Source organism: Caballeronia sp. J97 (assembly GCF_905220305.1).
In the GTDB taxonomy this organism is placed as follows: Bacteria; Pseudomonadota; Gammaproteobacteria; order Burkholderiales; family Burkholderiaceae; genus Caballeronia.
Map to the genome: position 1 here is coordinate 56,933 of NZ_CAJMZL010000035.1, position 13,778 is coordinate 70,710.

At 64.2% G+C, this 13,778-nt stretch carries 12 protein-coding genes; 6 read left to right on the forward strand and 6 right to left on the reverse strand.

What is annotated here, in order from left to right; all coding sequences use genetic code 11:
* Nucleotides 1-8 precede the first annotated feature (8 nt).
* The 6 genes from U4Y90_RS30785 to U4Y90_RS30810 all read left to right on the forward strand — a co-directional run bounded on the left by U4Y90_RS30785 (nt 9) and on the right by U4Y90_RS30810 (nt 9,017).
* Nucleotides 9-1,325: an MFS transporter gene (locus U4Y90_RS30785; RefSeq protein ID WP_321800346.1), complete on the forward strand. Its 1,317-nt coding sequence runs from the start codon at nt 9-11 to the stop codon at nt 1,323-1,325.
* Between the two features lie 556 nt (nt 1,326-1,881).
* Nucleotides 1,882-2,451, forward strand: a complete 570-nt coding sequence (locus U4Y90_RS30790) for a (2Fe-2S)-binding protein (RefSeq protein WP_321800347.1) — start codon at nt 1,882-1,884, stop codon at nt 2,449-2,451.
* Nucleotides 2,452-2,461: 10 nt separating this feature from the next.
* Nucleotides 2,462-3,469: a xanthine dehydrogenase family protein subunit M gene (locus tag U4Y90_RS30795; protein WP_321800348.1), complete on the forward strand. Its 1,008-nt coding sequence runs from the start codon at nt 2,462-2,464 to the stop codon at nt 3,467-3,469.
* 10 nt (nt 3,470-3,479) lie between these two features.
* Nucleotides 3,480-5,711: a xanthine dehydrogenase family protein molybdopterin-binding subunit gene (locus U4Y90_RS30800; protein WP_321800349.1), complete on the forward strand. Its 2,232-nt coding sequence runs from the start codon at nt 3,480-3,482 to the stop codon at nt 5,709-5,711.
* Nucleotides 5,712-5,845: 134 nt separating this feature from the next.
* Nucleotides 5,846-6,559 (forward strand): UPF0149 family protein, encoded by a 714-nt coding sequence (locus U4Y90_RS30805; protein ID WP_321800350.1) that lies wholly within the window; start codon nt 5,846-5,848, stop codon nt 6,557-6,559.
* Between the two features lie 283 nt (nt 6,560-6,842).
* Complete coding sequence (locus U4Y90_RS30810; protein ID WP_321800352.1) at nt 6,843-9,017, forward strand: malate synthase G; 2,175 nt, start codon at nt 6,843-6,845, stop codon at nt 9,015-9,017.
* A 57-nt stretch (nt 9,018-9,074) separates the two neighbouring features.
* Here U4Y90_RS30810 and U4Y90_RS30815 read toward each other — a convergent pair whose 3' ends face one another.
* The 6 genes from U4Y90_RS30815 to U4Y90_RS30840 form a co-directional block, all read right to left on the reverse strand.
* Entirely contained in the window at nt 9,075-9,260 is a 186-nt protein-coding gene (locus U4Y90_RS30815) for a 4-oxalocrotonate tautomerase (protein WP_061166030.1), read from the reverse strand.
* Nucleotides 9,261-9,293: 33 nt separating this feature from the next.
* On the reverse strand, nt 9,294-10,070 hold the full coding sequence (locus U4Y90_RS30820) for a class II aldolase/adducin family protein (protein ID WP_321800356.1): 777 nt from the start codon (nt 10,068-10,070) through the stop codon (nt 9,294-9,296).
* On the reverse strand, nt 10,048-10,959 hold the full coding sequence (locus U4Y90_RS30825) for an urea transporter (protein ID WP_321800357.1): 912 nt from the start codon (nt 10,957-10,959) through the stop codon (nt 10,048-10,050). The genes U4Y90_RS30820 and U4Y90_RS30825 overlap by 23 nt, the downstream gene beginning before the upstream one ends.
* Nucleotides 10,960-11,091: 132 nt before the next feature.
* Nucleotides 11,092-11,298 carry a hypothetical protein gene (locus U4Y90_RS30830; RefSeq protein ID WP_321800359.1) on the reverse strand — a complete coding sequence of 69 codons (207 nt, stop codon included), beginning with the start codon at nt 11,296-11,298 and terminating at the stop codon, nt 11,092-11,094.
* Between the two features lie 137 nt (nt 11,299-11,435).
* The gene (locus U4Y90_RS30835; protein ID WP_321800360.1) at nt 11,436-12,575 is read right to left on the reverse strand and encodes an iron-containing alcohol dehydrogenase; all 1,140 of its coding nucleotides are present in this window, start codon (nt 12,573-12,575) and stop codon (nt 11,436-11,438) included.
* A 103-nt stretch (nt 12,576-12,678) separates the two neighbouring features.
* Entirely contained in the window at nt 12,679-13,638 is a 960-nt protein-coding gene (locus tag U4Y90_RS30840) for a GNAT family N-acetyltransferase (protein WP_321800361.1), read from the reverse strand.
* Nucleotides 13,639-13,778: the final 140 nt, after the last annotated feature.

Sequence of the window (13,778 nt, forward strand, 5' to 3'; positions counted from 1 at the left end):
TGCATTCGATGAGCACCGTACTACCTGCAGCCCACGCGGCCGAAGCGAGCGCCGCACTCAACCTGTCCGGCCGGCGAGCCATCGTCGTATCGACCATCGGCAATGCGCTCGAATGGTTCGACTTCATGGTCTACGGCTTCTTCGCCGTCATCATCGCCAAGCTGTACTTTCCCGCCACGAATCCCACCATTTCGCTGCTCGCGACCTGGGCGACCTTCGGCGTCGGCTTTCTGACGCGGCCGCTCGGCGGCATCGTGCTGGGCGCGGTCGCGGACCGCGTGGGGCGCAAATCCGCGCTCACGCTCACCATCTCGCTGATGGCGGTCGGCATCGCGATCATCGCGTTCGCGCCGACGTATGCGGCGATCGGCATCGCCGCGCCCTTGCTGATGTTGCTTGGCCGCCTGATCCAGGGCTTCTCCGCGGGCGGAGAAGTCGGCTGCGCGACGGCCTTCCTCGTCGAATACGCGCCTGCCGACAAACGCGGCTATTTCGGCAGCTTTCAAATGGTCGCGCAGGCGGCCGCGAGTCTCGCGGGCTCGTTCTTCGGTGCAGTGCTCACGCGCACGCTGAGCCCCGAGCATCTGAACAGCTGGGGCTGGCGCGTGCCGTTCGTGATCGGTCTTCTGATCGTGCCGGTCGGACTGTATCTGCGCTCGAAGCTCGATGAATCGCCGGTGTTCGTCGAAAAGGCACAGAAAAACGAACTGACGACGCGCCCGATCCGCGACACCGCCACGAAACACTGGATGCCCGTGCTCGCGGGCTTCGGGCTCACGGTGTTCGGCACCATCGGCACGTACATTTTCCTGCTGTACCTGCCGACGCACGCGACGCGCGTGCTGCACATGGCGCTCACCGACGGCCTCATCAGCTCGACGATCGGCGCGCTCGTGTATCTCGTCTGCTGCCCGATTTTCGGCCGGCTCTCGGATCGCATCGGCCGCAAGAAGCTGATGGCGACCGCGCTCACGCTGTCGCTCGTCACCGCGTATCCGATCTTCGCCGTGCTCACCGCGCATCCGAGCCTTCCGATGCTGATCGTCTGCCAGGCGCTGCTGATGACCTACCTCGGCATCTTCCAGGGCTGCTATCCGGCGTTCATCTCCGAGCTGCTTCCATCGAGCGTGCGCTCGACGGGCATCTCAGTCAGCTACAACGTCGCGGTGATGATCTTCGGCGGCTTCGCCCCCGCCATCGTGCAATGGCTCACGATGACCACGGGCGACCCGCTTTCGATCTGCTATTACGTGATCTTCGGCAGCGCGGTCGCGCTCCTGACGATCTTCCCGCTGCGCGACCGTTACAGCGAAGCGCTGCGGTAAGCTTTCTGCATCGCGTTCGCAAAGGAAGGAGAATGGACGATCCTCCGGAAGCTGCGCGCGCTTAAGTCTGATTTAAGGAAGCGCGCTTACGCTGAAGTCTGACCGACCCACCCTCCTTCCGGCCGCGCAAGCGGCCATTTTTTTTGGAGCGACGCGATGCAGATGATTCTCCGCCTGATCCTGACCCTCGTGGCGCTCGTCCTGTTCACGACGGTCGGCGTGTTCCTGCTTTCGCTGTTCGCGCGAGGCGCGCTCACGCACTAGGGCATTCCATCGCCGCGGGCATGCTTCGTGCGCCCTCGGCATCTCATGGCCCGCGCAAGCTTTCGATCGGGAAAGTTTCGCGGCGGATGCCTATACTGGCTGAGTGTCGTCTTTCGCCGCATCGTCGTCGCCCGAAGGTCCTGCGCGCTGTTGCGCAGACCCTTTTTCGCCGCCCTTCCTCCGCGCCATCGGCGCCCGACACGCTTCGCCGCATCTTCGCCTCTCTCACGCTCTGCCGCTTCATTGCCGCATTCGCGCAGCCGTTCGCTGTGCAATTCCAGGAGATTGCCCGATGCCACAACGTCATACCCCCCAATCCAAAACCACGCACGCCGATACGCCCAACAAGACGCGGCGCGCAAAGGCGCCCGCGCAGACCGCCGATGGAGCCGCCACGTTCACGATGACCGTCAACGGCGCCAGCCACACGCTTTCGCTCGATCCGCGCACGACCTTGTTAGATGCATTGCGCGAGCATCTTCATCTGACCGGCACGAAAAAAGGCTGCGATCACGGTCAATGCGGCGCATGCACCGTTCATGTGAACGGACGCCGCGTGAACTCGTGCCTGTGTTTCGCGGCCGCCTGCGACGGCGACACCATCACGACGATCGAAGGCATCGGTGAAATCGAGGCGCTGCATCCGTTGCAGGCCGCGTTCGTGGAATGCGACGGCTATCAGTGCGGTTACTGCACGGCCGGCCAGTTGATGTCGGCGGTCGCGCTGCTCGACGAACCCATCGGCCCGAGCGACGACGACGTGCGCGAAGCGATGAGCGGCAACCTCTGCCGCTGCGGCGCGTATCAGAACATCGTCAGCGCGATCCAGTCGGTGCGGGCGACGAAGCCCTCGTCGAAATAAGGAGCGCGACATGGACAGGTTCCAGCTCTCCCGCGCGCGCGACATGCGCGACGCGATCAATGCCGGCGCGCTCGCGCATACGGCGCAGCAAGGCGCGGAAGTGCGCTTCCTCGCGGGCGGCACGACGCTGCTCGACCTGATGAAGCTCAACGTCGAACGACCCATGCGCGTCGTCGATATCAGCCGCCTGCCGCTCGACAAGATCGAGGAAACGAAGGACGGCGGCGTGCGTATCGGCGCGACCTCGCGCAACTCGGATCTCGCGCATCATCCGTTGATCCGCGAGCGCTATGCGGTGCTCTCGCAAGCGGTGCTCGCGGGCGCGTCCGTGCAGTTGCGCAACATGGCGACGACGGGCGGCAACATCCTGCAGCGCACCCGCTGCGTGTATTTCCGCGATACGACATCGCCGTGCAACAAGCGCGAGCCGGGCAGCGGCTGCTCGGCGATCCAGGGCTTCAATCGCATGATGGCGATCATGGGCACGAGCGAATCGTGCATCGCGAGCAATCCGTCGGACATGTGCGTCGCGCTGCAGGCGCTCGAAGCGACGATTCATGTCGAAGGCACGGGCGGCAAGCGCGCGATCCCGATCGACGAATTCTTCCTGCTGCCGGGCACGACGCCCGATCGCGAGAACGTGCTCGATGCGGGCGATCTCGTCACGCACGTCACGTTGCCGGCGGCGGTCGTCGGCGCGCGTTCGGCTTATCTGAAGCTGCGCGATCGCGCTTCGTACGAGTTCGCGCTCGCGTCGGCGGGTGTCGTGATCGGCGTGAAGGACGGGCGCATCGCGCATGCGCGCGTGGGGCTCGGCGGTGTCGGCACGAAACCGTGGCGCTCGCGCGAAGCGGAACAGGAACTGCTGGACGCCTCGCCCGACGAAGCCACCTTCAGACGCGCCGCCGATGCCGCGCTCGCCGATGCGAAGCCGCAAAGCGAAAACGGCTTCAAGGTCGAGCTATCGAAGCGCTGCATCGTGCATGCGCTCAAGATGGTCACCACGCAACCTTCGTGAGGATCGCTAAATGTCTACGGCGCCCGATATCAAGCCGTCCGCGTTCATCGGACGGCCCCAGTCGCGCATCGACGGACCGCTGAAGGTTTGCGGCCGCGCGACTTACACCTCCGACGTCGATCTGCCCGGCATGCTGTATGCCGTGCCGGTCGGCAGCACCATCGCGAGCGGCAGGATCACGTCGCTCGAATTCGCCGCCGCGCAAGCCATGCCCGGCGTGAAGCTGATTCTTCATCGCGGCAATATCGGCCGCTTCTATCGCATCTCGGGCAACTCGATCGACACCGGTTTCGTCGACGAGAATCGCCCGCCTTTCGAGGACGACATCATTCGCTACTACGGGCAATACGTTGCGCTCGTCGTCGCGGAGACGTTCGAAGCGGCGAGCGCAGCGGCCGCCGCGATCAAGGTCGGTTACGACAAGACGCCGCACGATGTGAGCGCGACGCTCGATGCGGACAAGAAGCTCGACGTGCACAGCGAGCGCGGCGATCCGGACAAGGCGTTCGACGACGCGCCCGTGAAACTCGACGAGACCTATGTGACGCCCGTCGAAACGCATAACCCGATCGAACTGCACGCGACGATCGCGCACTGGAACGGCGAGAGCTATACGTTCTATGAAACGAGTCAGGCTGTCGCGAATCATCAGGGCACGCTGATGCAGATGATGGGCCTGCCGAAGGAAAAGGTGCGCGTGATCTCGCGCTATCTCGGCTCGGGCTTCGGCGGCAAGCTGTGGATGTGGCCGCATTCGCTGCTCGCGGCGGCGGCGACGCGGCAGCTGGAGCGCCCCGTCAAGCTCGTGCTCTCGCGCAAGATGATGTTCCAGAACGTCGGGCACCGGCCCACCACGCGGCAGCGCGTGCGGCTCGCGGCGACGCAGGACGGCAAGCTCGTTTCGTTGCAGCACGACTTCGTGAACCACGAAGCCATCGCCGACGATTACGTGGAAGATTGCGGCGAAGCGACGCCGTCGATGTACAGCACGCCCAATCTGCGCGTGACCGGCGGCACGGTGAAACGCAACGTCGGCTCGCCCACGTCGATGCGCGGACCGGGCGCGGTGCCGGGACTCTTCGCGCTCGAATCGGCGATGGACGAACTGGCCATCGCGTTGAAGATCGATCCTGTCGAACTGCGCTTGCGCAATGAACCCGATGTCGATGAAAGCAGCGGCCTGCCGTTTTCCTCGCGGCATTTCGTCGAATGCCTGAAGACGGGCGCGGACAAGTTCGGCTGGTCCGGGCGCACGCCGGAAGTCGGTTCGATGAAGCGTGACGGGCTCACGCTCGGCTGGGGCGTCGGCGCATGCAGTTGGCCGGGGCTGCGCTTCTCGGCGGACGCGACCGTCGATCTGCGCGCCGACGGCACCGCGCGCGTCGCGTGCGGCACGCAGGATATCGGCACGGGCACCTACACGATCCTCGCGCAGATCGTCGCGGAGCATACGGGCATTCCACTCGACAGGATCGAAGTCGGCCTCGGCGATACGTCGCTGCCGCTCGGTCCGGTGTCGGGCGGCTCGGCGGCGACGGCATCGGTGATTCCGGCGGTATCGGACGCGGTGCGCGCGGCCATCAAGACGCTGCTGGCGCGCGCCGCGAAGATCGAGGGCACGCCTTTCGCCGGCGCGAAAGCGGACGAGCTCGCGCTGAGCGGCGGCCATGTGCATCGCAAGAACGAGCGACCGGAGAGCGGCGTGCCGTTCGCGCGCATACTCGACGCGGCGAAGCTGCATGCGGCGTCGGGCAGCGGCAGCGCGAAAGGCGGCTTCAACGACCCGCTCAAGAAGAAATGGTCGATCCACTCATTCGGCGCGCACTTCGCCGAAGTGACGTGGGAGCCGGCGACCGCGCGCCTGCGCGTGAGCCGCGTCGTGACGGTGATCGATGCGGGCAAGATCCTCAATCCGCGCGCGGGGCGCAATCAGATCGAAGGCGCGGTGGTGATGGGCGTCGGCATGGCGCTCTTCGAGCACACGGTCTACGACGAGCGAAGCGGCGCGCCCATCAACAGCAGCTTCGCGGATTACGTCGTCGCGACCAATGCCGATACGCCGAAGATGGACGTGACCTTCCTCGATTATCCCGACACGATCTTCAACGAGCTGGGCGCGCGCGGCATCGCGGAGATCGGCCTGGCGGGAATCGCGGCGGCGATCACGGGGGCGGTGTATCACGCGACGGGCGTGCGGGTGAGGAAGCTGCCGGTGATGATCGAGGATTTGCTTAGGGCGTAGCTTCGGGCTTATTGCGCCGTTCTCGCGGCCCGGCTTTCGTGCGGTTTTTCGGCGCGCAAGCCGGGCCGGTCGTATCCGTATAATGAGGCGCGCAGCGGGTCGGAAGTCGAGTCGCTCGTTCATCAGGAAACGAATTGAAAGACCACACTACGCAACCGCTGACCGAATATGAGTTCGATCGCCTGGAAGCCTTCCTCGATGCTTTGGGCGATGACGCGATGACGGTCGAAATGATCGATGGTTTCTTCGCTGCGTTGATCTGCGGCCCCGAGCTGGTTCCTCCGCACGAATGGCTTCTCGCGGTGTTGGGCGGCGACTATGCTCTCGCGAACGAACAAGACGCTCAACAGAGCCTGCAACTGCTGATCCGTCACTGGAACACCATCGCGGACGAGCTCGAAATCACGCTACACGAAGACGCTGTCTATCTGCCAGTACTGTCGCTTGACGGAGAAGACGGCATCGCTTACGCCAACGAATGGGCAGAGGGCTTCATGGCGGGCATTGAGATGCGCCGCGAAAGCTGGACCGAGTTGTTCGAAGACGATGAGCGCGCGAAATGGTTGCTCCCGGTGCTGATGCTCTACCACGAGGACGATCCCGACCCCGAGTTTCGGACCGACCCGGAAGCCTTCCAAGACCGCGACGCGATCATCCAGGGAATGATCGCGGGCCTGACTCATATCTACCGTTACTTCGACACGCGCCGACAGGAGAACGCGCGGCGCGACGCGCCCGAGCCGATACGGCGAAAAACCGAAAAGGTGGGCAGGAATGAGCCGTGCCCATGTGGCAGCGGGCGCAAGTACAAGCATTGTTGTGGGGCGGGTTCTTCCACGCTGCATTGAGCCGACGGCACCCTGACGCACCGTTCCGAGACGCATACGAAATGCGCAACGCCCCGCGGCACCGACACCCCGCGATCGATTTCGTCATCGCCCGGCAATTCCAGCAGCTCGCTGACGAGAAGGCCGCCGGCCACGCTTCCCGCTGATACGCCTCGCACGCGGCCTCGTACAGGCACACACATTGCGCGTCCCCGCCGCTTCGATCCTCCCCCAAGACGCGCTACCATAAGCACCAGCCCATTCCCCAAACCCCTGTGTAGCAGAAATCTCAGCCGGAGTGCCCATGAACGACATGATCAAACAACACGGCCTGCAGGTCGACGCGAATCTCGCGAAATTCGTCGACGAAGAAGCCATCCCCGGCACGGGCGTCGACAGCGCGTCCTTCTGGAAGGGTTTCGATGCCATCGTCCACGATCTCGCGCCGAAAAACCGCGCGCTGCTGGCCGAGCGCGACCGCCTCCAGACCGAACTCGACAACTGGCATCGCGGCAATCCGGGACCGGTGCGCGATTCGCGCGCCTATCGCAAGTTTCTCGAAGAAATCGGCTACATCGTGCCCGCGCCCGCGCTCGTGCAGGCGAGCACCGCCAGCGTCGATCGCGAAATCGCCGAGCAGGCGGGTCCGCAACTGGTCGTGCCGCTGTCCAACCTGCGCTATGCGCTCAACGCCGCCAATGCGCGCTGGGGCAGCCTTTACGACGCGCTCTACGGCACCGATGCCATCGACGAAAGCGACGGCGCCGAGCGCACCGCGCAGTTCAATCCGAAGCGCGGCGCGAAGGTGATCGCCTACGCGCGCGCGTTCCTCGACGACAACGCGCCCCTCGATCACGGCTCGCATGCCGATGCGATCAAGTACAGCGTCGAGCAGGGCAAGCTCGTGGTCACGCTGAAGGACGGCAAGACCGGCCTCGCGAACGGCGAACAGTTCGCGGGCTATCAGGGCGACGCGAAAGAGCCGTCCGCCATTCTGCTCAAGCACAACGACCTGCACTTCGAGATCCAGATCGACGCGAACAACTTCATCGGCAAGACGGATGCGGCGCACGTGAAGGACGTGCTGATGGAAGCGGCCGTGAGCACGATCATCGACTGCGAGGATTCGGTCGCGGCGGTCGACGCCGCCGACAAGACGCAGCTCTATCGCAACTGGCTCGGTCTGATGCAAGGCCATCTCGCCGAGAAGGTGACGAAGGACGGCAAGACCTTCACGCGCAGCATGAACCCCGACCGCGAATACGCCGCGCCCAACGGCGGAACTATCAAGCTGCACGGACGTTCGCTCTTGTTCGTGCGCAACGTCGGCCATCTGATGACGAATCCCGCCGTGCTCGACCGCGACGGCAACGAGATTCCCGAAGGCATTCTCGACGCGGTGATGACCGTGCTCGGCTCGATGCACGATCTCAAGAACAAGATGAACTCGCGCACGGGTTCCATCTATATCGTGAAGCCGAAAATGCACGGCCCCGCCGAAGTGGCGTTCGCGGACGAGCTTTTCTCGCGCGTCGAAGACCTGCTCGGCCTGCCGCGTCATACGATCAAGATGGGCATCATGGACGAGGAGCGCCGCACGAGCGTCAACCTCAAGGCGTGCATCGCGGCGGCGGGCGCGCGCGTCGCGTTCATCAACACGGGCTTTCTGGACCGCACCGGCGACGAGATGCATTCGTCGATGGAAGCCGGCCCGATGATGCGCAAGGGCGACATGAAATCGTCGAAGTGGATCAGCTCGTATGAGCGCAACAACGTGCTCGTCGGTTTGAACACGGGCTTGCGCGGCCGCGCGCAGATCGGCAAGGGAATGTGGGCGATGCCCGACCTGATGCACGCGATGCTCGAGCAGAAGATCGCGCATCCGAAGGCCGGCGCGAACACCGCATGGGTGCCCTCGCCCACGGCGGCCACGCTGCACGCGCTGCACTATCACATGGTCGACGTGCAGCAGGTTCAGCAAGAGCTCGAAAGCATCGACTACGACAGCCAGAAGAACGAGTTGCTCGACGGCCTGCTGACGATTCCCGTCGTCGACAAGCCGACGTGGTCGGAAGAGGACATCGGCAACGAGATCGAGAACAACGCGCAAGGCATTCTCGGTTATGTCGTGCGCTGGGTCGATCAGGGCGTTGGCTGCTCGAAGGTGCCGGACATTCACGATGTCGGCCTGATGGAAGACCGCGCGACGCTGCGCATTTCGAGCCAGCACATCGCGAACTGGCTGCGTCACGGCATCGTCACGGAAGAGCAGGTTCGCAAGACGCTCGAACGCATGGCCGCCGTCGTCGACAAGCAGAACGAAGCCGATCCGACCTATCGCCCGATGGCGCCCTCGTTCGACAGCTCGTTCGCGTTCAAGGCCGCGTGTGCGCTCGTGTTCGAAGGACGCACGCAGCCGAGCGGCTATACGGAACCGCTGCTGCACAAGTTCCGTCTTGCAGTGAAGGAATCGATGTAACGCCGAGAGTCTGAATCGCGCACATGCGGCATCGCGCCGTATGTGCGCCTCGGCCGCTTACTGCTCCGACCACAGCTTGCCCGCGGTCGCCCAGTTCTCGCGCTTCACGTCGGTCAGGATGATGTCCACCGAGCCGGGTTCGCAACCGAGCGTCTCGCACGTCGTGCGCGTGATCGCCTCGACGAACTTGCGCTTCTCTTCCGCCGTGCGGCCTTCGAACAATTGAACGTTGAATGTCGGCATTGCGTTGATCTCCTTGTTGAGTTGAATCCGGGTTCAGTCGCGGTACGACGCATCGGTGCGATCGAGCTTGCGCAATAGCGCCGGCCATTCGAGCGCGCCTTCGATGGCGTCGTCGTCATGCAGTTGCGCCGCGGTGCGCGCGACGATTTCCGGCGTCGGCACGATCATCTTGCCCACGCCCGCAAGCGCGCGAAGCTGAATATCACATGCCTTGACGAGCATATCCATCAGCACATAAGCCTCGGCGATGGTGCGCCCGAGCGTGAGCGGACCGTGGTTGCGCAGCAGCATCGCACGATGCGCGCCGAGGCTCTTCACGAGCCGCTCGCCTTCCGCCGGCGAAAACGCGAGCCCTTCGTAATCGTGATACGCGAGATGCCCGTGAAAGCGCATCGCGTGTTGAGACGCGGGCAGCAGGCCGTGCGGCTGAGTCGACACCGCGATCGCCTCGCGCACGTGCAGATGCATCACGCACACGGCATCCTCACGCGCGGCATGCACGGCGCCGTGCAGCGCGAAGCCCGTCGCGTTCACTGGATGCGCGCTCTCGCCGATCACGTTGCCGTCGATATCGATCTTGACGAGATTGCCCGCCGTGACTTCGTCGAACGAAAGCCCGAACGGATTGATGAGAAAGCGCCCCGGCTCGCCGGGCACGCTCGCGGAAATATGCGTGTAGACGACATCGTCCCAGCCGTTGAGCGCGACGAGGCGGTACGCGGCCGCGAGATCGACGCGCGTGGCCTCTTCGGCGGCCGAACGCGGCCCGCTTTCCGCGATCCTGCGCTCAGGCGTGTGGGTGAACGACATGCGAATCTCCTTGTTTCGAGGGTCCGGACAGTCGCCGTTCGAGCGCGATCACCGCCCAGGACGCGAACACGAACGGCGCGGTCAATGCAGCGATGCCGAGGCAATCGATCACCCGCTCGATCAGCACCGCGGCGACGATCGCGACGAGCGCATAGCGCTTGCCGAGCGGCGCGGCCGCGAGCGCCGCAAGCGCGGCGTTGAAGCCGCATGCGCCCGAAAGCACGACGGCATCGCTCGCGCCGCCGAGGCCGTGCAGCGTGGCGCCGAGCGCGCTGCCCGCGAGCGCCCAGGCCGCCTGCGACGGCCGCGAGGCGAACAGCCCCGCGGCGATCAACGCGCCGGCGAGCGCGCCGGTCGCGAACGTGATCGGCGCGAGGCCCGCGAACGCGGCCTCGAGCATCGGAACGAAGCCGGCGGCCACTTGCGGAATCGCGCCCGTATCGCCGCGATCGGCGAAAAGCGGCAGCCAGCACCAGGTCACGATGATGGCGGGGCTCGAAAAGATCGGCAACCGGTAACGCTTGAGAAATTGACTGAGCTTGCTGGCGAGGAAGGTCGCGAACATCGCGGCGACGATCGCGACGGCCGTGGCCTGCGACGCATCGCCGATGAACGTGAACGCCGCGAGCGCCGCGAGCGCGCCGTTGAAGCCGTAGAGGTCGTCGAGGAACGCGGGCGCGTCGTCGTTTTCGATGATCACGCTGATGACATTGCCCGTCAGCGTGCCGATCAGCAGCCCGCACGCGAGCCGCGGACTGGCGCACAGCACGGCGAGAAAGACAAGCGCGCCAGTCGCGGCATGGCGCTGGAGCACGATTTGCCCGATCGCACGGGCGAAACTGCGGAGCTGATCGCCGATGGCGACGTTGGAATGGAGAGCGGAGGACATGCTGGGCGGCGACGGCACGGGAAGCCGCCAGCATAAAGCAGCCGGCGCGCGCCGTGGCGCGGCGGGCCGAATAACCTGTATGTGGCTTGAAGCAGAAGGCGCGACGAGCGTCGCGCCGGAGACCGACAGCGCTTAGTTGAACGCCATCGGAACCAGCGGCGTCGGCTCGCCGACACCCGGGTTGGCCATCGACAGATCCGAGCTCATCTTGACGATTTCCGTGACGTTTTCGCGGAAGTTAGGGTGCTTTTCCCAAGTGATGTAGCTGGCGTCCATGACAGCGGACAACGTAAGCAAGGCGAAAGCGATTTTCTCGAGCACTTCGTAACGGCGGCGCATGATCTGTTCCTTAAACTTTGCGACATTGTAACAGACTTAAGGGTTTTCCCCTAAGCGCATGTTGCAATGCCGCAAATCGCCCGCCGCTATTGCGCTTGCGCTCCGGCCCTCTTTCGACCGGAATGCTGCTCGTCCGGTCACATGGACGCTTCGAGCATCGCCTCGTAATCCTCGCTCGACGCTTCGCGCGGATTCGTCTTATGACTGTGATCCTTCAGCGCGCCTGCGACGATGCGCGGGAACATCTCGCGCGTCACGCCGAGTTCGGCGAGGCCGCGCGGCAGGCCGAGCGTCGCGGTCATCCGGCGCAGCGCTTCGCCGACTTCATCGCCGGACTTGAGGCTCATTGCCTGCGCGATGCGCGCGAGTTTGCCCTCTTCCTGCATCGTCGCGGCGCTGCTGTTGAACGCGATCACCGCGGGCAGGAAGATCGCGTTGAGCGTGCCGTGATGCAGTTTCGGATTGATGCCGCCGAGCGCGTGACTCAGGCTGTGAACGCAGCCGAGGCCCTTCTGGAACGCGAGTGCGCCCTGCATGGATGCGCTCATCATGTTCCAGCGCGCGGCGCGGTCCGAGCCATCGCGCGATGCCCGTTCGATGTGACGCCACGCGCGCCACAGGCCGTCGAGCGCGATGCCGTCGGCGGGCGCGTTGAACGCGGGCGCCATGAAGGTTTCGAGGCAATGCGCGATGGCGTCCATGCCGGTCGCGGCGGTGAGCATCGGCGGCAGGCCGAGCGTCAGTTCCGGATCGCAGATCGCGACTTTCGGCACGACATGCGGCGAGATCACGCCGACCTTGCGGCCATCGTCGAGAATCAGGATCGCGCCGCGGCCCACTTCGCTGCCGGTGCCGGCGGTCGTCGGAATGGCGATGACGGGCGCGGTCTTCGCCGTGATGCGCGCGAGGCCGCCTTCGATCACCGCGAAGCTTTGCAGCGGACCGTCGTGCGTCGCGCACACGGCCACGCCCTTGGCGAGATCGATCGACGAGCCGCCGCCCGCCGCGATCACGCCATCGCACTGATTCGCCTTGTACATCGCGACTGCTTCGCGCACGGCGGCTTCGTTCGGATTGGGCGGGGTCGCATCGAACACCGGCACGGGCGACGATGAACCGAGCGCGTCGATTACCTTGTCGAGGAGGCCTGCCGCGCGAATGCCGGCATCGGTCACGATCAGCGGACGATGAATGCCGATGCGTTCGCACTCGCCCGCAAGCAGGCGCACTGCACCGAAATCGAATTGAATCTGCGTGATGTAATTGATGAGGGACATGGGTGTCTGAGGGAAAGTTATGGGCGGAGCCGACACGACGTCAGTATAAAAGCGCACGCGCCCATGCGGTGTCGTTACCGCCATGACTTTCCCCCGACGCCAATCAAAACCTGAAGTCCTCGAAGAACTTTTCGCGTTCGATCACGGTGAGCGCGGCGCGTTTGTGGGGGAAGTCGAATTCCTTCAGCGTATAAAAGCCCATGCGATGCATGTACGCGATGTGCCGTACGTGATCGACGCGCGGTTCGCCGACGAGCCGTTCCGTGCGCGGATCGTCGATGAACATGTAGTGCAGCACGCCGCTCCACCACGCCTTGAGCTTGCCCGCGCTCTGGAACTGCGCATCGCCGATCAGCAGATGCAGGCCGCGATCGAAGTCGCCTGCATCGTAGAACGGGCCCAGGCGATCTTCTTTGGCCCAATAGAACTCGAAGTAGCCGAAGGGCTTGCCGTCGAAGCAACCGATCATCGGATGCATGTGCGGATCTTCGCGTCGTTCGGCGAGATAAGCCGCATGTTCCGCGCGCGTGCCGCGCTGGTCCCAGAAGTACGCGACGCGGTCGAGATTCATCCAGTCGCTGAAGACTTGCGAATCGGCGTCGGGGTCGGCGGTGCGCAGGCTGAAGGTCATGTCGATCTGGGGAAAGTGGCGTTCGTAGATCGTGCCTTCGGTGTTCACGGGCCTGACGGGATGGGTTATGCCGTTGGTTTGCGTGTAGCTCAGGAGCGTGTCGCTCGATGCGGGCGCCTTGAGCCAGGGCCGGGCGCTTTGCCAGAACGTTTTACGCGATGTCGTCAGCAGGAAGTGATCGGCGTGCTGTTCTGCCTGGTCGATCAGGTTCTCGTTTTGCGCTTGCGCGATGAGGGTTTCGGCCTGGCGTACGTTGCCGTGTGCATAGGGTAAGGCGATGGTCGCCGTGCGGCGCTCGGGCTCATTGCAGTAGACGTCGCAAAGGGCATCGAGTAATGCGTCGGGCTTCAGGTCGGTGTGCCATGTTGCCAACGTGTGGTCGGCGCGTTGCGCGGCTGTCGCCGCTACCTCAGGGTCGAATCTGATATTCATCGGTCAGTCTCCGTTGATTTGCGGTGTTGGGTGTTGGACATGGCGTTCGGGTTCGGCGTATCGGTTTGTTGGCTTTGCCCCTTTGCGGGGCAGCATTGCGTTTCTATGAAATCCTGGTTTCTATGAAATCCTGATTTCGT

Coding starts and splice junctions, on each gene's coding strand:
- U4Y90_RS30785 (WP_321800346.1), top strand. CDS start 9: ATGAGCACCGTACTACCTGCAGCCCACGCGGCCGAAGCGAGCGCCGCA.
- U4Y90_RS30790 (WP_321800347.1), top strand. CDS start 1,882: ATGCCACAACGTCATACCCCCCAATCCAAAACCACGCACGCCGATACG.
- U4Y90_RS30795 (WP_321800348.1), top strand. CDS start 2,462: ATGGACAGGTTCCAGCTCTCCCGCGCGCGCGACATGCGCGACGCGATC.
- U4Y90_RS30800 (WP_321800349.1), top strand. CDS start 3,480: ATGTCTACGGCGCCCGATATCAAGCCGTCCGCGTTCATCGGACGGCCC.
- U4Y90_RS30810 (WP_321800352.1), top strand. CDS start 6,843: ATGAACGACATGATCAAACAACACGGCCTGCAGGTCGACGCGAATCTC.
- U4Y90_RS30815 (WP_061166030.1), bottom strand. CDS start 9,260: ATGCCGACATTCAACGTTCAATTGTTCGAAGGCCGCACGGCGGAAGAG.
- U4Y90_RS30820 (WP_321800356.1), bottom strand. CDS start 10,070: ATGTCGTTCACCCACACGCCTGAGCGCAGGATCGCGGAAAGCGGGCCG.
- U4Y90_RS30825 (WP_321800357.1), bottom strand. CDS start 10,959: ATGTCCTCCGCTCTCCATTCCAACGTCGCCATCGGCGATCAGCTCCGC.
- U4Y90_RS30830 (WP_321800359.1), bottom strand. CDS start 11,298: ATGCGCCGCCGTTACGAAGTGCTCGAGAAAATCGCTTTCGCCTTGCTT.
- U4Y90_RS30835 (WP_321800360.1), bottom strand. CDS start 12,575: ATGTCCCTCATCAATTACATCACGCAGATTCAATTCGATTTCGGTGCA.
- U4Y90_RS30840 (WP_321800361.1), bottom strand. CDS start 13,638: ATGAATATCAGATTCGACCCTGAGGTAGCGGCGACAGCCGCGCAACGC.